General features: G+C 44.1%; 18 protein-coding genes and 1 other RNA gene. 16 read left to right on the top strand and 3 right to left on the bottom strand.

Annotated elements, in window-relative coordinates:
- The first annotated feature begins 10 nt into the window (after nt 1-10).
- From ASV53_RS05510 to ASV53_RS05490, 5 genes are all read left to right on the top strand, one after another.
- Nucleotides 11-601 (top strand): hypothetical protein, encoded by a 591-nt coding sequence (locus ASV53_RS05510; protein ID WP_094956362.1) that lies wholly within the window; start codon nt 11-13, stop codon nt 599-601.
- A gap of 18 nt (nt 602-619) precedes the next feature.
- Nucleotides 620-2,107, top strand: coding sequence for a hypothetical protein (locus ASV53_RS05505; protein ID WP_239928735.1), 1,488 nt, complete (start codon nt 620-622; stop codon nt 2,105-2,107).
- A gap of 40 nt (nt 2,108-2,147) precedes the next feature.
- Complete coding sequence (locus ASV53_RS05500) at nt 2,148-5,075, top strand: cytochrome D1 domain-containing protein (RefSeq protein WP_094956361.1); 2,928 nt, start codon at nt 2,148-2,150, stop codon at nt 5,073-5,075.
- Between the two features lie 382 nt (nt 5,076-5,457).
- The gene (locus tag ASV53_RS05495; RefSeq protein ID WP_094956360.1) at nt 5,458-7,200 is read left to right on the top strand and encodes an ABC transporter transmembrane domain-containing protein; all 1,743 of its coding nucleotides are present in this window, start codon (nt 5,458-5,460) and stop codon (nt 7,198-7,200) included.
- Nucleotides 7,200-8,981: a SmdB family multidrug efflux ABC transporter permease/ATP-binding protein gene (locus ASV53_RS05490; RefSeq protein WP_094956359.1), complete on the top strand. Its 1,782-nt coding sequence runs from the start codon at nt 7,200-7,202 to the stop codon at nt 8,979-8,981. The genes ASV53_RS05495 and ASV53_RS05490 overlap by 1 nt, the downstream gene beginning before the upstream one ends.
- Before the next feature lie 232 nt (nt 8,982-9,213).
- Here ASV53_RS05490 and tesB read toward each other — a convergent pair whose 3' ends face one another.
- The gene (gene tesB / locus ASV53_RS05485) at nt 9,214-10,074 is read right to left on the bottom strand and encodes an acyl-CoA thioesterase II (RefSeq protein ID WP_094956358.1); all 861 of its coding nucleotides are present in this window, start codon (nt 10,072-10,074) and stop codon (nt 9,214-9,216) included.
- Nucleotides 10,075-10,309: 235 nt separating this feature from the next.
- Between tesB and ASV53_RS05480 the strand changes: the two genes are divergently transcribed.
- On the top strand, nt 10,310-10,729 hold the full coding sequence (locus ASV53_RS05480) for a YbaY family lipoprotein (RefSeq protein WP_094956357.1): 420 nt from the start codon (nt 10,310-10,312) through the stop codon (nt 10,727-10,729).
- Nucleotides 10,730-10,800: 71 nt separating this feature from the next.
- On the opposite strand, the gene ASV53_RS05475 is transcribed toward ASV53_RS05480, so the two are convergent.
- Nucleotides 10,801-11,109 (bottom strand): MGMT family protein, encoded by a 309-nt coding sequence (locus tag ASV53_RS05475; protein ID WP_094956356.1) that lies wholly within the window; start codon nt 11,107-11,109, stop codon nt 10,801-10,803.
- Between the two features lie 73 nt (nt 11,110-11,182).
- On the opposite strand from ASV53_RS05475, the gene ASV53_RS05470 reads away from it, so the two are divergent.
- The 5 genes from ASV53_RS05470 (at nt 11,183) to ASV53_RS05450 (ending at nt 14,676) form a co-directional block, all read left to right on the top strand.
- Nucleotides 11,183-11,914 (top strand): VP0952 family biofilm-associated protein, encoded by a 732-nt coding sequence (locus tag ASV53_RS05470; RefSeq protein ID WP_094956355.1) that lies wholly within the window; start codon nt 11,183-11,185, stop codon nt 11,912-11,914.
- Nucleotides 11,915-12,100: 186 nt separating this feature from the next.
- Nucleotides 12,101-12,197: signal recognition particle sRNA small type (gene ffs, locus ASV53_RS05465), an RNA gene on the top strand.
- Nucleotides 12,198-12,551: 354 nt separating this feature from the next.
- Entirely contained in the window at nt 12,552-13,592 is a 1,041-nt protein-coding gene (locus ASV53_RS05460; protein ID WP_094956354.1) for an ethylbenzene dehydrogenase-related protein, read from the top strand.
- Between the two features lie 70 nt (nt 13,593-13,662).
- Nucleotides 13,663-14,238 carry a cytochrome C gene (locus tag ASV53_RS05455; RefSeq protein ID WP_094956353.1) on the top strand — a complete coding sequence of 192 codons (576 nt, stop codon included), beginning with the start codon at nt 13,663-13,665 and terminating at the stop codon, nt 14,236-14,238.
- Between the two features lie 9 nt (nt 14,239-14,247).
- On the top strand, nt 14,248-14,676 hold the full coding sequence (locus ASV53_RS05450; RefSeq protein ID WP_094956352.1) for a cytochrome c3 family protein: 429 nt from the start codon (nt 14,248-14,250) through the stop codon (nt 14,674-14,676).
- Between the two features lie 157 nt (nt 14,677-14,833).
- On the opposite strand, the gene ASV53_RS05445 is transcribed toward ASV53_RS05450, so the two are convergent.
- Nucleotides 14,834-15,505 (bottom strand): GntR family transcriptional regulator, encoded by a 672-nt coding sequence (locus ASV53_RS05445; RefSeq protein ID WP_239928734.1) that lies wholly within the window; start codon nt 15,503-15,505, stop codon nt 14,834-14,836.
- A 147-nt stretch (nt 15,506-15,652) separates the two neighbouring features.
- Here ASV53_RS05445 and ASV53_RS05440 point away from each other — a divergent pair, with 147 nt between their 5' ends.
- From ASV53_RS05440 to ASV53_RS26220, 5 genes are all read left to right on the top strand, one after another.
- A complete protein-coding gene (locus tag ASV53_RS05440; RefSeq protein ID WP_062689820.1) occupies nt 15,653-15,982 on the top strand; it encodes a hypothetical protein in 330 nt (109 codons plus the stop codon).
- Nucleotides 15,982-17,157, top strand: coding sequence for a UxaA family hydrolase (locus ASV53_RS05435; RefSeq protein ID WP_062689821.1), 1,176 nt, complete (start codon nt 15,982-15,984; stop codon nt 17,155-17,157). The genes ASV53_RS05440 and ASV53_RS05435 overlap by 1 nt, the downstream gene beginning before the upstream one ends.
- A 55-nt stretch (nt 17,158-17,212) precedes the next feature.
- Nucleotides 17,213-18,169 carry a DMT family transporter gene (locus ASV53_RS05430; protein ID WP_094956351.1) on the top strand — a complete coding sequence of 319 codons (957 nt, stop codon included), beginning with the start codon at nt 17,213-17,215 and terminating at the stop codon, nt 18,167-18,169.
- A 116-nt stretch (nt 18,170-18,285) separates the two neighbouring features.
- Nucleotides 18,286-19,428, top strand: coding sequence for a mandelate racemase/muconate lactonizing enzyme family protein (locus ASV53_RS05425; protein WP_094956350.1), 1,143 nt, complete (start codon nt 18,286-18,288; stop codon nt 19,426-19,428).
- A 406-nt stretch (nt 19,429-19,834) separates the two neighbouring features.
- A partial coding sequence (locus ASV53_RS26220; protein WP_141226229.1) for a TetR/AcrR family transcriptional regulator occupies nt 19,835-19,958 on the top strand: 124 nt, incomplete at its 3' end.

Here is a 19,958-nt window from a genome sequence, read left to right as displayed (position 1 = left end):
GGAATAACAGATGAAACGACAAGGTTATGTTCAATTATTCGCACGGCTGTTAGTGCTTGGTTTAGTTTTATTGGCGAGCACATCAAGCTATGCCTACTCCTATGCCGCGGCAGGTAAAGAACCTGTTATTGATGGTCGTGAAGCTATTTTGACTGCTTTGAACCAGCAAGATTTTGTGGCAGTACAACGTGCCGTAGATGGGTTGACGGATGAGTTTACCTATCTACAAAAAGAGCATCAGGTTGATCTGTTTACGCCGATGCAAGCGGCAGTGGCGGCCAAGGATGCAGCAAAAGTTGAAGCGGTGATGGATCGCGCTGTGGTTGAAGAAATCATTCGTCGCTTAGACGGTGCAGGTAAAAACTTGGCCGATTATCAAGTCGCAAAAGTCTTAGTTGTAAAAAGTAAGCTGTTTCTTGATTTGATCACGCCCAAGTTGGATGACGTCCACCGCCAACAAGCAGATCTGGCTATCCAAGGCACACTAGAGTCCATAGGTAACCCTGGGGTATTTGGTGTGGGACAAGCGCCAGCGGATCCTCAAGCATTTAAGCAGCAAAGCCAATTGTTGATTGATGCGATCAGCACTTTGCACCAGTAGTAAGGCGGTGAATTAAACGTGGGCCAGCTAAAGCTTGATGCTGTAGCAAGACAGGGTAAACAAACGAGTCTTTGCCTGCTCGCTATGCCCTATAAAGTAGTTTGGCCGGGGTGCGCCCTGTTTATCCTGCTGGCTTACCTGCTTTGGTGGCATTGGATTGGGCAATTTCCACTGCAACTCACCAGTGATGATGCGCTGAATTTTGCTCGCGGTGTTGAGCGCTTTTCGGTGCTGGAGTTTCGACCTCACTTTCCGGGGTATCCTGCATTCATTGGTTTTGCGCGATTAGCTGCGCTATGGGTTGCGCCTAATGCTGCTGCGATCTGGGTGTCATTAATGAGCGCCATGCTGATCCCTTTGGCTGTCGCTCGCTTGATTTATTTATGTTCGCTTTCATTGGTTGCTGCAACGTTCGGCGGTGTCTTAGCTTTAACGCAACCTTTGCTGGCTTCAATGGCCTTAAGTGGCTTATCCGATGCACCCGCAATTTTGTTGTTGCTGGTGGCTTTGGTCGCTGCGGTGCAAAAACAGTACTGGCAGGTGGGCTTGTGGTTGGGGGTGATGCTTGCTACTCGTCCATCCTATGTCGTACTTGCTTTGGGTGTGGCAGCGGTACCATGGTGGCAAGGTCTGCATCGCCAACAGGGCTTCGTCGGGCAAACAAAGGCCTTTTTGAAAGCCAGCTGTTCATTGGCTTTGGTCGGGAGTGTGAGCCTAATTTTTATTTGGGCGCATGATGGTGCAGCTTATATCACCGAAGGGATCCGTTTTACTCAAGGACACTTTGCCATTTGGGGCAATACCGTTGAGGGGAATGATGCAACCTTGTGGCAATGGGTTAGCGCATTGCGTGAGGGCTTTGGTGGATTATTGCTATGGGCAAGTTTGCTGTCACTCAGTGCAGCTATAGCGATGGGCCGCATTAAGTCGACCTGCCTATTGGGCTTATCGCGTGCGGTTGCTTCACCAGCGTTGGCAGCTTTAGCCACGGTCGCAGCTTTGTACTGGGTATGGATCAGTGTTGGGCAAAACCCTGACAATTTACGCCATTGGGCACCGGTATTGTTTTTAGCGCTAGTGGTGATGTCAGCACAAATGGCCCGTTTGGTACAAGGTCGCCCAGTGCTGATTGTGGTGGTGGTTGGTCTTATTAGTTATCACGGTGGACGCAATATCGACACCATGATGCCATCGCTTAAGCTGGAGCAAACTCAGCTTCAATCGCCGATACAGCAGGCGATCCAATGGATCCGTACCCAACCACAAATCAAGGTGGTAGGTACAAATTACAGCGTGAATTTATTACGTGCCCAGCTTCAAGATCGCGCGGTATATGACATGTTTTACCCCAGTAGCCAGCGAGCGCTACGAGAGCAAGCGCACCAAGTTCCAAATAGTGCGTGGCGTATTTCTGGTACTCAGCTATCAGGATTGAAACTTGAAGCACAGTTTGCACCAAGGTTTATTGGTGAACGGCGCCTCTTTTTATATCAGATAAGTCAGTAATGAGACTGGCTGATTGGAAGTTATGTGAGTGTAAAGGCAAATGAATTTAAATAGTAAATATAAGCCTATTAAGCAGTTGTTTTTATTGATTGTTGTGCTGATGAGTCAATCAGTCTTCGCGATCGAAAAAAGCAGCTCGATGCTTTTTAATAGCGATAAAACGCAGATCATCAGTGCGAATTTTGATGCCGGCAGTGTCAGTCTGCTCAATCGAGAAAACGGTGACATTGAAAAAGAGGTCACCATAGGTCGTGATATCCGCCGTATTGCGCTTACCCAAGATGAGACACTATTACTGGCAACGGATTACTTAAGTGATCAGGTTGTACTCTTAGATGCCAAAACACTCGCGACCAAGCAAGTGACGCAAGTGCCATCGCGTCCATTTGGTGTAGTGTTTGATGCTAATAATCAGCAATTTTATGTCACTAGCTTTGAACGGGATAAGTTATTGGTGATTGATCGCAAAGGGGAGGTTACTCAAACCTTAGCAACGGCTTCCACGCCACGTGGCTTGGCTTTGACCGATGATGGTCGTTTGTTGATTACCCATGCGTTATCGGGCGAAGTTTCAATTTATAACGTGACAACCCCAACGCCGCAGCTTATCAAAGTGGTGCAACTTGCAGAGACCCCCGCCCATCAAGAGAAAACCACGCCACAAGGTAAGCCACGTTTATTAGATAATATTGTGATTTCGCCTGATGGTCAGCAGGCATGGTTACCCCATGTACTGTGGTCGTTTAGCCATGATTTCCACTTTCAGTCGACTGTCTTCCCTACGGTGTCGATTTTGGATTTGGAGCAGGGCAATGAACATGAAATTATTGATGAACGTAAGCAGCTATTTAAACAAATCAACATAATTGAAAGCGGTAACCGTATCCGCATCGTTTCAAATCCCCATGATGGTGTGTTTACCGCAGATGGAAAGAAAGTCATTTTCACCTTAGCGGGTTCTGAAGATTTGATGGTGTTTGATTTATCTCGCCAAGGTAAGAAAAACAAAAAACGTCACCGCCGTAAGAAGTTTCAAGGCGGGGTTAAAGCTACCCAGATTTTCCGTAATGTGCCGGGTGATAATCCGCGCGGCATTTTGGTAGCTGGGCGAGAGTTGTATGTACAAAATGCGATGTCATTGGATATTGCTAAATTTGATACTGGTGCTGTAGGGCCATTTGCCAAAGTTAAGCTGACGAAAGCAAACTTTGCCAACTTGGTGAGTGCCGATCCACTACCGACACAATTGCGCCGAGGCAAAACCTTATTTAACCGTGCCAACATGGCCGATAATCCTAAATTCCCTATGGCGGGGGATTTCTGGATGAGCTGTAATTCTTGTCACCTTGATGGCTTTAACTTTACTAACCGTCAACTGATGGAAGACGGCAAGAAGGACCGCTTTGAAAATGCAACTACTGGTCATGTTGACGTACGTAAGATGATCGCTGGCGACCCGATTGGCGCTTATATCGATATTATTCAAAAGACGCAAGGTGGTATGGGCGGCGATCCGCGTGAAGACGATATGCCACCCGTGAATGTCGAGCAACCGCCATTGGAAGCGGCAAAAATGATGATGGCTTTGAATGAATATGTTCGTTCACCAGAAAACTTGCCGTATCTCTCAACTTGGCTGCGTCTTGATGACAATAAGCGTTACACCCATCCCGATGAGTGGGTCAATTCCGCAGAGTGTTCAGATTGCCACACCACGATTTACGACCAATGGGCGGATTCTAACCATGGTATGAATATGGATCACCCTTATTACCGTTTTCAAGAAGATGTCGCGGCACAAAGCGAAGGGGAAGAGTTCCGTGTGCTCTGTCGTGGCTGCCATGCGCCTCAAATGGTGATCAATGGTGAGAATAAGCCATTTTCCGACTTTGGTGATATGCGAGAAAAAGGTGGCAAGTCACTCAAACTGGCATTGGCTCATGGTCAGTCAGTGAATGAACGAGGTACTGGGTGTGTGTTCTGTCACCGTGTGACCAAAGCGGAAAATGCAGGTGGTAACACCGACATGACGGTTAACCTTAAAGATCGAGACAGCTATGTGTTTGAAGATGCGAAAAACAGCATGCTGAAATGGCTATCAGAAAAACAAATTAATGCGATGCCAGAACCACATAAAGCCTCTTACTCTAACCCTGAGCTTTATCAGAGTTCATTGTATTGTGCGACATGCCACAATGAATTTACTACGGGGCAAGGGGCGAATGTGAATGACAACTTCGGTGAGTGGTTAGCATCCCCATTTAATGCACCTGGAAATCCAGTCCAGAATAAGACGTGTATTGATTGTCATATGACGCAAGATGTCACTAATTTTGATAATAAAGTCGGTGGTCAATCAACCAATGACGGCCCAATGAAGTCGAACTTACGTTCGCACCACTTGGTGGGCGGAAACTACTTCTTTACTGGGATGCGTAATCCTGAGCATAAGAAGATGAGTATCGACATTCTAAAGACGGCACTGAGCTTAGACGTTGAAAAACAAGGTAACCAACTAACGGCTAAAGTGACCAATGTGAACTCAGGCCATGATATGCCTGGTGGTGCTCGCCGCCAGGTGTGGTTGGAAGTGATTGCCACTGATGCCAACGGTAAGCAGGTATTTACCAGTGGTGTGATGCAAAATGGCGTGATCCCGAAAGATGCTCATAAATTTATTAAAGTAGGTGTTGATAAAGACGGTAAGCCTGTCGGATTGCGTTTCTGGCGCTATGTCAAAATTGGCAAAGACACCCGCATTAAATCTGGTGAAACCCGCAATGAGGTGTTTGAATTACCTGCTGATGTGCAATATCCGTTAACGGTTTCAACTCGAGTGCTATATCAAGTGTTTGCCAAAGGCTTAACGGATAAAGTACGCGCCGCATACCCTGATGAGCATATCCCTGATCCTGAAGTGATTGAATTGCAGGCTGTGACGAAGACGTATGCGACTAACAATGGGTGACTCAGAGCGTCAATAGCAAAGTATTAAGCTTGCAGTAATCGACTAAAATACCGCAACAAACTGAAAGAGGCTTATCCAGAATAAGCCTCTTTTTTTTTCGTTAATATAATCACCATTAAATGCTAACTGTACAAAGTGATATATGCCTAATCACAGACTAGAGGTGCTCTTAACTTAGATGGATGTCTGCTTTTTTATTAAGGATTAAATAAGTTGTTGAATAAAAATACCATAGTTAGATAATTATCAGTGTTAATGGGATGTTTCAGATTCATTCCTACCTAAGATCTTCTTCGAGATCGACTAAAAAAGACGATAAAGCATTAGCTCTCACCTATTTGATGCTTACATTTTGGCTGTACCTGATGTCTGTGGAGGGATGATGCAGATTTTCTGGCAACTTCGTTGGTTCTTTATACAAGAGTGGCGCCGATACGGTGGCGCAATCATGATTTTGGGTGTGGTGGCGTTATTTGAGCTAGTCCCCCCCAAGGCTATTGGCTGGGTAGTGGACAGTGTTGTGGCAGGCGACATGTCGACATCAACCTTATTACTGAGTTTAGCTGGGCTGATTGCTTTGTGGGGCGTGGTATATGTACTGCGTATTATTTGGCGAGTTTGGCTATTTAGTGCGGCGGCAAAATTAGGGACAGTGATCCGTAACCGCTTATATCGTCATTTTTCATCACATCCTCCCGTCTTTTTTGAACGGTTTAAAACCGGTGATTTGATGGCCCGTTCTACCAACGATGTTAACTCGGTGGTGCTAACCGCAGGTGAAGGGGTATTAACGGCTGCAGATTCATTACTCACTGGTATTGTCGTGCTATTGGTCATGACAACCCAATACAGTTGGGAGCTGACGGTACTGGCGTTACTGCCTATGCCGATAATGGCTATTGCGGTATTTTTTCTGGGGCGTCAATTACACACACGCTTTGGTGTTTCACAAGCTGCGTTTTCTAACCTTACTGATAAAACCCAAGAAACGCTTAATGGCGTACGGATGATCCGTGCTTTTGGGCTTGAGCAGCGTCAACAGCAAGAGTTTGATGCGGTTGTTGATGATACTGGCCGAAAGAACCTCGCAGTAGAAAAAGTCGATGCACTGTTTAATCCAGTAATCCAAATCACCATCGGCATGTCCTTCTTTTTGAGTGTCGCTGGTGGTGCGTATTTTGTCTCGACGGGGCGTTTATCGCTTGGTGATCTGACGGCCTTTACCTTGTACCAAGGCTTGATGATTTGGCCAATGCTTGCCATGGCGTGGTTGTTTAATATTCTGGAACGAGGTTCCGCGGCGTGGAAGCGGTTGCAGCATATTTTTGATGAAGCCCCTGAGATTGTCAGCGGTGAAACCGCTTTAGATAAACATCAGCAAACCTTGTCTGTCGGCATTGAACAATTTACTTGGAAAAGTCAGCAGTTTAGTGTGCTCAATGATGTGAAATTTGATTTACCCGCAGGGCATATGTTGGGGATCGCAGGGCCTGTCGGTAGCGGTAAATCGACCTTGCTGGGGTTATTATTGCGTCAGCAAACCTTGATTGATGGCTCAATTAAATACGGTGATATTAGTATTGAATCTGCCAACTTAGATCATTGGCGCAGCCGCTTTGCCGTGGTGAGTCAAACGCCGTTTCTGTTTTCTCGTTCGATTGCCGATAACATTGCGTTAGGGCAACCTGATGCAACAGAAGAGTCTATTCGTGAAGCGGCGAGATTGGCCTGTATTGATGATGACATTATGCAGTTTCCCGAAGGCTACGCCACCTTAGTGGGTGAAAAGGGTATTACACTTTCTGGCGGACAAAAGCAGCGCATAGCAATAGCGCGAGCTTTACTGCTTCAGGCTGAAATTTTAGTGTTAGATGATGCACTATCTGCGGTAGATGGTAAAACCGAGCATCAAATCTTAAGTAATTTACGTCGTGAACAGACACGGCAAACGGTGATTGTGATTGCACATCGCCTAACAGCTTTAGAGCAAGCAGAAGAAATTCTCGTATTACAGCATGGCTGTATTGCTGAACGTGGCACGCATAAAGCCTTAATTAAGGCCGAGAGTTGGTATGCAGAAATGTACCGTTACCAGAAATTAGAACAAGCAATCGAGGGGGCGTAATGAAAGGGGCTGTTAATCCGAAAATACTAAAACGCCTGCTGAGTTATGGCTTAACAGATAAGCGAAAGTTAGCGATTGCCATTGTTTTCTTATTTGTTGCATCGATGGCGGATGTGGCGGGCCCTTGGCTGATGCAGCATTTTATCGATAACCATATAGCCAAAGACGATTACCCTTTAAAGGTGATGGTTGGGCTTGGTGCGAGCTATGTTGGCTTAATGATTATTGCCGCTCTATTTCAATATTGGCAGGCCATTCGTTTTAATGATATTGCAATCGGGGTGGTGCAAACGGTTCGGAAAGAGCTGTTTGGCAAGATTTTGAATCAGCCATTATCGGCATTTGATTATATGCCGACGGGGCGATTGATCTCTCGGATCACTAATGACACGGAATCAATTAAAGACTTTTATATCTTCGTGATTTCAACGGTCGTAAAAAACATCGCGCTAATTAGCGTTATGTTGGTTGTGATGAGTATGCTGAGCTGGCGTTTAACGCTAGTGGTCATGGTGCTGCTACCGATAGTCGTCGGCGTTATGATCATTTATCAGCGCAAGAGTGCAGACACTTACCGCCGTATGCGTGATTTACTGTCAGACATTAATGCCTCGATGAGTGAATCAATTCAGGGCATGAGCTTAATCCAATTAATGCGCCAAGAGCGTGCGTTTAGCCAACAGTTTGCCGAAATCAATAAGGAGCACCTAGCTGCTCAAGTGAAAGTAACCAAGCTAAATGGCCTATTGTTACGGCCATTAATTGATTTACTCTCCGGTATTGCGCTGATCTCTTTGGTTGCTGTATTTGGCGTCAGTGGCGTGGAGCTTGTTGGGGTCGGGGTCTTATATGCCTTTATTAGTTACCTTGGTCGTGTGACCGAGCCATTGATAGAACTGACCCAGCAACTTTCATTATTACAGCAAGCCCTGGTGGCGAGTGAGCGTATTTTTGGCTTTATTGATGCGAAGCAACAAGCCTATGGTGAAGATAAACAACCGTTAGCCACCGGTGCAATACAGTGCGATAAGATCACTTTTAGTTATGATGGTAAACAAACCATATTGAAAGATATCTCCATTGATTTACCGCACCGTGGTTTCCTCGCATTAGTGGGACATACTGGCAGTGGAAAGAGCACATTAGCCTCGCTTTTAATGGGCTTTTACCCGGTAAAAGACGGGGAAGTTCGTATCGATGGGCGACCATTGGCAAGCCTTGAGCAAGCCGTATTACGGCAAGGTGTCGCCATGGTGCAGCAAGACCCACATGTACTCAGTGATACTGTGCGCGAAAATATTTGCTTAGGCCGTACCGTCAGTGATGACGCGGTTTGGCAGGCGTTAGAAGATGTTGGTTTAGCGGCGCAAATTCGTCAATATAGCGATCTATTGGAGACCCGATTAGGTGGTGGTGAAGTCAATTTATCGGCAGGGCAAAAGCAACTATTAGCATTGGCACGGGTATTGGTTGCGAAGCCTAAGCTTCTGATTTTAGATGAAGCAACCGCCAATATTGATTCTGGGACCGAGCAAAATATTCAACGCGGTCTGGCGTTGCTACGTCAAGATATGAGTATTGTGGTGATTGCCCACCGTTTATCAACCATCATGGATGCTGATGAAATTGTGGTACTCAGCCGTGGTGAAATTATCGAGCGAGGCACACACCAACAACTATTGACCGAGCAGGGTCACTACTTGCAGATGTACCAGCTGCAGCAGGCAAGCGAACACCTTCAACAGCTAGAAAATGATGGTATGGAAGCTGCCTCAGCATAATGTTGATGAAATTGAAATATTGAGTGGTCATTGTTAGCATAATATTGCTTAACGATATGATTAATATGAATGATTTTACCTAACCCTGACAAAGCCTTAGTAAGTGGCAGTATGCTTATTCATGGGCTCAATGCTTTGTGAACTAGCATAAAGTCAAACGCCACAGAAACCGGCGTCGTTTCTGTGGCGTTTTATCATTTGTTATACGGCTGTAGTCTTGATGCCGTTAGCACTATTTATGGTGACGCATCAGCCCTTCTTGGACGGCAGAGGCAACAAGTTCACCTTTTTGATTGTATATTTCACCGCGAACAAGACCACGAGAACCACTGGCTGATGGGCTATCGATCACGTACAGCAGCCATTCATCTAAGCGGAATGGGCGGTGGAACCACATTGAGTGATCTATGGTAGCCACTTGAAGCTTAGGTGTTAGCAGCGTTACTCCATGTGGTTGCAGGGCGGTGACTAAAAAGCCCCAGTCTGAAGCATACGCCAATACATACTGGTGAATACGTAAGTCATCTGGCATTTCGCCATTGGCTTTTATCCATAAGTATTGTTTTGCCTCTGTTTTGGTCGGGCTTAATGGGTTGATAACATTAACCGGACGTACTTCAATAGGACGATCACGGCTAAATGTTTCTACCGCTTGCTTTGGTAAGTAATCAGCAAGAGATTTCACTAACTCTGTTTCAGATTTAAGTGTCTCAGGTGCTGGAACATCAGGCATAGTAGATTGATGGCTATAGCCTTCTTCTTCTCCCTGATAAGAGGCCGTTAAATAGAAAATAGGACGGCCATTTTGAATTGCTTTTACGCGGCGAGTACTAAAGCTTTTACCGTCGCGTAAATTTTCAACATCATAAATAATGGGCTTTTGCGGGTCGCCCGGACGAAGAAAGTAGCTATGGAATGAATGAACATGACGGTCCGCTTCCACGGTTTTCTTTGCAGCAGAGAGCGATTGACCAATAACTTGGCCACCATAAACTTGGGGTAACCCGAGATGTTCACTTTGCCCACGGAACAAACCTTGTTCAAGAGGTTCTAAGTGCAACAGCGTGAGAAGTTCAGTCAGTTCTTTGCTCATCTGGTATCCATTATTAATGATATTGAATGTTAAAAGATAAGCACTATCTTGCTGATAGTCTAGGTAATTGCTTATCTTTGATTAAGAGTTTTACGAGGACTTCGCTATAATTTCAAGTTAAATCGCATCATGATGTCCAACCTTAACGATATATATGGGGTTTATATCAAACGATTTAAAGGCGAAAGTAGTGAAAGTCATAATGAATGAATCGTAGGGTATTATGAGGTTAACAATGAAAAAGGTTATTACAGTCTTATTGGGCTTAGCCGCAGCATTAGCAGTAACGGCATGTTCAACAATTATTCAGCAAGACAAAGGCATAGATACAGTGGAAGGAACAGTGAGCTACCGTGAGCGTATTGCAATACCAGCGGAAGCCAAAGTGACAGTGACCTTGTCTGATGTGTCTTTAATGGATGTTGCAGCCGAAGTGATCAGCCAACAGTCTTTCCTCGCTGATGGTAAGCAAGTCCCGTTTAGCTTCCAGCTTGATTATGAAACCGATGAAATTATCGCCAATCATACCTATGCTGTGAGTGCGCGCATCGAAGTCGATGGTAAGTTGATGTTCATTACAGACACTTCAAACCGCGTGATTACCGATCCAAATAAGACTGAAAAGATTGATTTGATGTTAGTAAAAACGCATTAAAAATCCGCGTATTACTAGGTACTCAGTTTGAGAGCAAAGCATTGGCTTCCCCCCAATGCTTTGAATCTCCTTTAACGGCAGACTTCCCACCGATAAATACGTAACGATAGCTTTCCGCCATCACTTACGGTAACCCCTTCACTACGTAATTTTTCACGCTGACGCGCAAGATCATCCCCCGTTAATGAAATCATCCCTTTAGCGTTAATCACTCTGTGCCAAGGAAGTTTCGAGCCTTCAGGTAAGCGAGACATCAGCTTTCCGACTTGCCGAGCATAACCGGGAAAGCCTGCTAATCGTGCGATATCACCGTAGGTTGCTACCGTTCCTGTCGGAATTTGATAGACCACGCTATAGATTTGCCCAGTAAAATCGTCCATATTAAGAGTTAGACCGTAAGAAATAGACTGCTATTTTTCTATGTCCTACCGAACAACGCAAGGAGGTGCTGCCATGTTGTATGCCGCGTTATTAGTTCTGGTCAGTGTTGCATTAACCGTATTAGGTGTCACTGCACTCGGATACAGTGATGGGCAGCTACCTGCTCTCGCTTTAGCTATTCCTGCTCTCTGGCTTCTTCCGCAAGGAGGAATGGCAGCATGGTTGCTGCTTATTGGCCTTGGCGCGTACGGCATGGTCTTGCCTGAGCAGCCTCTGGCGCTTTCCATCAGTATTTTTATGATGCTGCCTGTCTTTAATATTTGTATGTCTCAAAAGAGTAGTTGGCAACTGGGTGCATTGTTAGTTTCCATTATTCTCGCCATGGATGTCGGGTTGATGGCACTGCAAAGCGAAGGCAAGTTGCCTGGAAGTAGTTTGTATACTGTGGTGCAAATATTAGCAGTGGGTGTTATTTGGTTTGCTTGTCGCAGTTGGCGACCGATAGAAGGTAATACATGGTGGCCACTGTTTCTTGTGGTGCCATTATGGGTTGGTGGCATGCAACACGCTGCGTTAGTCGCATTATGTATTACTGGCTTAATTGCAGCGATGCAGGGGATGGAGAAGGTTAAATTTGGTGATTGGGTGCCTCGTCTGTCTTGGGTACTCCCAGCTGTGGGGTTTGCTACCTTGGTCGTCGTACCACACTTTGATGTACCCAACCCAATATTGGTAGCTTGGTTACTGATACTCGGTGGCGCATTGCTAGGTGAATACTTGCTGGAAGATCCTGAAGAGGTATAACTCGGCTTAGTACAAGAAATAGCTCAGAAATGAGTTAATTCAAACGGATAAGGCAGTAATGCTCGAGTTTTGTGTAATAAAACACCACTTAAACGAGAGTTTACCGAGAACGCCTTGCAAAGCTACAAGCCTTAGTAGATAATCCATCCCGTTCTCGTCGAGAGACAAAGAATCTATGGAGGCCCCCTTTGGTCCTCCCGCAACACTAACTTGTGAACCTGGTCAGGCCCGGAAGGGAGCAGCCACAATGAGCGACGTGTGTGCCGGGATGTGGCTGGAGGGGGCTTCCACCCATCTGCCGTTTGGTAATCTCTATAGAACTCTCACTTCAACACCCAGCTATTCTTTTTTCGTTTCATTTCTCTATCTCCTGATACTATATTCCTTGCACCGTTTGTTATCTCAAGCTGACTATTTCCCGTTATCTCTTACGCCCTCTGTTCACATTAATACCACTATTTCTTCTTTTGTAATTCACTTAATAAATTGAATTTTAAATGGTTTGTTTTTCGCATGTATGTTATCAAATATGACTTGATGTTGATCAATTGTGGTATTTTTGTTCATAGCTACGCTTAAAGGTACTGATACTTTCCGCTATACAAGCTAAATAAAAATGAATGTAAGGAGAATAATAATGAAGCTTTCGACCATTGCTGTTTTTGTTGTCGCTGTATTCATCCCCTTTAGTACAGCTCAGGCAAAAGAGACCACCTTAGAGAGTAGTAAACTGACTACGAGCTTAATCCTTGATGGAAAAATCGATGCGGCGTGGAATGACGCTAAATCGATATCTCAGAAGCTAACTAAACTTCCTTACAAGCCTAACAACGGTTATAGCGGGATCAAAAGAACAAGTGTTGAAATGAAATCGCTCTACGACGATGAATACGTTTATTTTCTGGTTACTTATGCCGATCCCACAATGAGTATTGATAGGTTTCCCTGGATCAAGCAAGACGATGGTAGTTGGAAGCAGTTATCAAATAAAGACAGCACAGGGCATGACAATACTTATTATGAAGATAAGTTTGCGGTTTATTGGGATATAAATACGCAAGATTTCGCCCAAAAAGGTTGTAATGCCGCCTGTCACAGAGCAGAGGGCGGTATGAATGCTGGGCGTAAAGATAATAACCCTGCACGTAAATACACCAAAGAGGGTGAGTTCATTGATATGTGGCATTGGAAAGGGGTGAGAACCGCCGCGCATAATCAGTTGGATGATCAATACGTTGATAGTAATACCGACCCTAAAGAGAATAAAGGGTGGGGGCGTAAAGGGGACAGTAAAATCAGTGGTGGCTATGTTAATAACATTAAAGATGGTCAGCCCGCATTTGTCTCAGATAACTTAACCAATGAAACGTTACTAATCCTAGATTCCGAGAAGAAGCCATTTACGGTTGAATACAATAAGACCGATCGCATTCCAGGGCTAACAGGCAAGCCATTTGTTGGTTCTCGTGGTGATGTTGAAGTCGCTGCTCGCTGGAATGAAGGTGTATGGGTACTTGAAATGAAACGTAAGCTAGTGACCACAGGAGAAAATTCAGAGACTCAAGATGTCCAATTTAATGATCTAACCAAGGTTTATCCATTTGGTATTGCTGTCTTTGATAATTCACAAATCAATCATATATATCACCGTGGGGTACTGAATTTTAAGTTTAAATAAAGTATCAGGTAGATTAGGCAGGGCCAATTTATATTGGCCTACTCTCATTTTTATATGAATGAGTATGGTTATGGTTGTCATTTTTGGTCGTTTTTTATTCCAGCTCTTATTATGCCTGACACTATTGTCACTTTTATTGGGGTCATACCCAGCTGGAGCGATTGATTTAAAAACTAAAGCTTTTTCATCTCAAGCCAACGATGATGCTCAAATGGCGGTGTTGATAAAAGAGAATAAGCGGTGTATTCGCTGTCATCACAAGCCGCGTTTAATTAAAGGGATAGAAGCGATTACGTCTGTTGGTGTCCATGCGAGTTCTGATTTTTATAACAATTGTACCGCCTGTCATGGCCCTAAGGGCGATCACCCTAAAAGATCTGATACGATAATTTCATATAAGATTCAGGGCGATATGTCCGTTTTCACTCAAAACAAGCAATGTATAGCCTGCCATTCACCTGATCATTTGCGAAGTAGTGAGTGGACGCATGATGTACATGCCACCAAGTTGCTCTGCTCAACCTGCCATAGTTTGCATCGTGAATTTGATCCAATCATAGGGATAGATAAAAAAATCCGAATTGGATTGTGTCGAACTTGCCATGAAGCGATTCAGCGCGCGTTGAAGCTTAGGTTAAATAATTAGGTGACTGATATGATCAAGCGTATCGCTTTACTATTCGCAGTTGTGTTGCTTAACGTTGCCTTTGCTGGAGAGCTACCGAACCCAGATGAGGATAATCTTGCGAATTTTCACCTGTTAGATGAGACCTGTAGCGGCCAATGCCACCAAGAAGAAAAGCCATCAGAGGATCTTGAATTCGAGTTCAATAGTTGTGTCGAGTGCCATGATAGTTTATCAAATTTGGATGGGCCTCAGCACAATATTAAACATCAAGAGAGTGAAGGGATGGAGTGCGTAGAATGTCACTTTCCACATGAGGAGTTCGACCCCAAAGAGATCTGTACTGATTGCCATGATGAAGGGTGGAAGGCATTAGGCGTCATGCACCGTGAGTATAGAGGCGGCATGAGCAATAACAATTTACCGTATTTAGTTGTTCTGACGTTTTCTACGTTTTAAATGTCGCATTGATTCTCTTGCACCAGACGACTACCTGCCAGCTCAATGACTGTATGAAATCGCTATTAAGACGGAAATAGAATCATTACTGATGAAGGAATATAGTGGGGGCCTCTTAAAATTGAGAGGCCTAATTCAGTGTGTCTGGTGACAGCGATTAGTTTTGATTACGATCGTTTTTCTTACTCTGCAGAGAAAGATCAGTGAATGCCGTAATGTTTTGTTTTGATTCTAGCCAAGCACGGTTGGCATCGCCTTCGATGATCGCTTCAACAATACCAGTATGGCTGATACCACTTTGCGAAAGGTCGTAATCATTATGGGTGAGTTTGATGTAACTTTTTAGTTGATTAGAAATCTGTTCATATATTTTTATGAATTTATTGCTCTTACTGATTTCGACAACTTTTCTATGCAATTCAAAGTCTTTTTCACAAACGTCGAAGATATCCAAGGTTTCTGTGCCACATAATTCACAGAATTCATTGTAAATACGACTTAACTCATCTTTATCATCTTGGGTCGCTTTTTCTGCTGCCATTACCGCTGCTTGTGACTCAATGGCAACACGTAAATTGTAGAGCTCCCACAAATCATCGTCTGACAAAGTGAAGACATGCCAGCCAACATAAGGTTTTTGTATCACTAAGCCTTCATGTGAAAGTGAGTTCAGTGCCATGCGAACAGTACTGCGCGAAAGCTCTAGTTCTTTCGATAGCGTACTCTCAACAATTTTATCGCCCATCACTAGCTGACCCGAAACTATCATATCTCTAATAAATTCAGTGGCTTGCTCTTCTAGGCTCTGTTTGTTGATCTTCATTTTCATGATTTGTTCTTAGTGCATGCTTTAAGTTATTGAAAAATATAACACGAACTTGTGATGTTTGTCATATTTTGTCATCTGTAGATCTGTATACTGCCGATTGTCGGACAATAGACAATTAACTGTTAACGATAGACAGAGAATATAATAATGAAAGCAATAAAACTTTCTTCTACAGACAACGTAGCCACGCTATTGGGTAGTGTAGAAAAGCATGAATTAGTTGAAATTATTTCCGCTAACAATGAAGTGATTGCACAAGTTAATGCCCTACAAAAAATCACATTCGGTAATAAGATTGCGCTTGGCGATATCCCGCTGGGTGAGCACATTTTGAAATGTGGCCATTCAATTGGTAAATCGATTGTTGAAATCCCGCTAGGTCAACTTGTTCATGTTCAAAACGTTCGCAGTGAACGTTTAGACATTCCAGACGCAATAATCGAAGAAATCATCAAGCAAATGGGGATCGAGCAATAATGAGCGCGACATTTAAAGGCTACCCACGTCCAAACGGTACATTTGGTATTCGCAATAATGTAATGATCGTTGCGATTGATGAATGTTGTGAAGGTATTGCACGCAATATCAGCAAAGAAATTGATGATTCAGTTGTTGTTACTAACCATTACACCTGTATGTATGGTGGCAACGAAGAAATGATCGATACCATCATTCACACGGCAACTAACCCAAACATTGCTGGTGTGCTGGTTATCGCGATGGGTTGTGGCTCTATCGATCCTGAAATGGTGGCAGGGCCTGTTCGTCAACAAGGCTTCCCCGTTCATACCCTGACGGTTATTAAGAACAAGGGCACTGTCGAAACAATTAAAGACGGTATCGAACTTGCGAAAGAACTAAAAGCATACGCAGACAGTGTCGAGCGTGTAGATACACCTGTTTCCGCGCTACGTATCGGTATTAAGTGTGGTGGTTCTGACACCTCTAGCGGCCTAGCTTCTAATCCTTCAGTAGGCGCGGCATCAGACAAGCTTGTAGATATGGGCGCGATCACCATGGCGGGTGAGTTACTTGAACTGCTGGGTTGTGAAGAGATCCTAAAAGCGCGTTCAGTTACCCCTGAAGTGGGCGAGAAGATTGAGCGCTTGATCGCTGAAGACCTAAAACGCTGGCATGTTATCGAAGGCACTGAAACGATGTCTATCGGCAACAGTGTGGGTGGCCTTACAACCATCGATGAAAAATCACAGGGTGCAATGCACAAAACAGGTACTCGTCCTATTCAAGACTGCCTGCGCATTAACCATATTCACCGTGAAAAACCAACCGTTCCAGGTTTCTACCTAACAGAAACAACCATGTTGTGTGGTGGTGCTGCAATGCACTTTGCATCACTTGGCTGTCAGTTAATTCTGTGGACAGCAGGCGCTGCGGGTTTCAATAACTCGATTGTTCCGGTTATTCGTGTGTCAGGTAATACGTCTCTTATCACTGCAGATATGGACATTAATGCTTGTGGAATCATGGATGCAACAGACACGATTGATAACGTATCAAACCAGATCATCGACAAAGTGTTCGCGGTAGCAAGCGGTGCACCAACCAACTTGGAAGGTGTTGGTTTTGCTTATGCTTCGCTATATCAAAAAGACCAGCGTTTAGAGCATGTCATCGGTATTTGCCCTCAATAATCATTGTTGCCTTTAAAAAGGGTCTTCTGAGCCCCTTTAATTGAGAATAAAAAAAATGAGTAAACCTATTCCTAATAAATCACTTGGGTTAAGCCTTGCGCTTGTGTGTGCTGCTTTATGGGGTGCTTCGTTCCCGCTAGGTGGTGTTCTTGCTGGTAAACTTGATCCTGTTGTTTTAGCTATCGCACGTTACGCGATTGCAACATTAGGTTTTGTTGTTCTGTTTGCTTTTTCTAAAAAGCACACTCTGAAGAAAATCCAAAACAAGAAAGATGCAATCTTGCTAATGAGTGCGGGTATTTCAGCACAAGCGATATTCTTTTACTTTACGATTCTTGCTTACGAATTCACCTCATCAGGTGAAATCGGCGTTATCAATGGTATGGCCCCGTTCCTAACCATGCTAGCGGTATTTGTTATCGATAAAATTAAGCCGTCGGCGCCAAAAGTCTTTGCCGTTGTTTTGTCTCTAGTGGGGGCGGCAGTTATTGCTTATGACCCATCGAATAAGATCCAAGGTATTAACCTAGGTCACTTATTCGCACTGTGTGGTGTACTGGGTTTTGTTACTTACAACTACATCTTAGGCAAATTCGGTTCAGACCTAAACTCTCGTTACGACACCTTCTCTAGCTGCTTCTACCAATTCGCAGCTGCAACAGGTGCGCTACTTATCGTTGGTCTAGTAACGGGTGCTGATTTTAGCTCGGCAGTGGTACTGGTGGAGAATGGTAAATACATCGCAACTATCTTGTCGCTAGGTCTTCTATGTTCTGGTATTGCATACGCGGTATGGGAAGTGGCAACACTGAAAACGCAAGATGCAGTTATCACCACAATGGCACTGAACGTCCTACCATTATTTGCGATGATCGTTGCTTACTTCCTACTAGGTGAAGTGATGACAATGCAAAAACTGGCTGGTGTGGTAACAGTAGTTGTCGCGCTTTGTATCTACACAGTTGGTGACAAATTCAAGAAACCCGCTGTTGTTCAAGAAGCTGCAGCTTAATTAGAACACGCTACTAACTCGCTGTTAGTCCCTATGCTGGCAGCGAATTTCAAGCTGAGTCTAATTGCTCCACGATTGGACTAAGTACTGAATATATTTAATATCAGAGAAACAAAATGCAATTTAACGAATTGAAAATCACTGAAGTAGAAGTTATTCACCTGCGTGTTCCTGCTCTTGATGAAGCTTGTGAATGGGGTGAGGATGGTGTTCTTATCCGCGTACACACAAACGCAGGTATCACAGGGGTGGGCGAGTCTGATAGCTCACCTATGATGATTCAAGCTTGCATTAAAGCTACTCAAAGCCACGGTTCTTCTCAAGGTCTTGAACGTCTTCTTGTTGGTGAAAACCCGCTAGAAATCGAACGCCTATACACTAAGATGTACAACGGCACTCATTATGCTGGCCGTCGCTCAACCATGATCCACGCTATCTCTGCTATTGATATGGCGCTATGGGACATCGCGGGTAAATTCTACAAAGTGCCTGTATGGCAGCTTCTAGGTGGTAAATTCCGTGAAAAGATCCGTGCATACGGCACGTTTATTCCTTCGGCAATTAAAGAAGAAAACATTGCTCGCACAGCTGAATTGCTAGCTCAAGGCTTTACTTCACTGAAGTTTGGTGGCGGTCCGTTAGGTAAAAATGCAGAGACTGATTACGAGATCATCAAGACCGTTTGTGAAACCGCTCGCGGCATCAACAAAGACGTCGAAATTGCAATCGACCTAGCAAGTGCATGGCGTACAGCTGGCCACACTATTGAAATGGCTAAGAAGCTTGAAGAATTTAACCTGCTATGGATTGAAGAGCCGATTACTGATGATGTTCTTGCGGGCTACCGTAAGATTTCTCAATCGACGTCACAAAAGCTGGCTGGTGGTGAAACCTTGACTACTCGTTACGAGTTTGCGAACTTCATTGAAAAGTCGGGCGCTGATTTCGTACAACCTGACGTGACGCGTTGTGGTGGTATTAGTGAGATGGTTAAGATCTACGACATGGCGCACATGGCAGGGATGAAGCTAGTTCCTCACGGTTTCTCAACCGGTATCTTAATTGCAGCCACTGTGCACTTCCTCGCTTCTCGTGAGCATGGTGACCTGATTGAATACTCGCAGAGTACAAGTCCACTGTTTACGTCACTGGTTAAAAACCAAATTGCTTTTGAAGATGGTTATGTTGCAGTGCCAAACACCATAGGCTTGGGTGTTGAACTTGATGAAGAAATTATTGCTAAATACCGTGTAGAATAACTCAAACGGTAGAAATTAAGTGAGGTGGGCTGCTACTCACCTAATTAACGCTTTACCACGTCCTCACTAGGAAATGACCAAGAAGTCATTAATTGAATATTAATGACAGCTAAATGTCTGGTTATTTTTGTCTAGTCTAAAATTGAAGAGCTTAGATGCGAGAGTATTTAGGCTCTTTTTTTGTGTGATAATTCACATTGATATTTTGTTTTATTTGCATATATCCCCACTTAATCATCCTTTTGTTCGCAGTGTTATCCAATCGTGTTTTTCGTGTCACAATTATCATTTGAATGCTGTTTTTTTGTCGGCTTATATATTATGGTGGCGAAAATTCGCTAGTGAAAAATGCACTATGCAGTGATATTTACTGCTCAGTGTTGTCCGCATAATAGGTCTGTGATAAATGTTGTCTGAAGCTAAAACAAGAAAAAAAATACTTTCAAATGCAACAGATCTCTTTGCTCATAATCCATATGGAAAAGTGACAATTAGAAAAATTGCGCAAAGTGCTAATGTTAGCCCTAGTT

The sequence above is a fragment of the Photobacterium sanguinicancri genome (assembly GCF_002265265.1).
GTDB lineage: Bacteria > Pseudomonadota > Gammaproteobacteria > Enterobacterales > Vibrionaceae > Photobacterium > Photobacterium sanguinicancri.
Note: the sequence above shows the minus strand (reverse complement) of the source record. Positions and strands in the feature narration are given on the sequence as shown.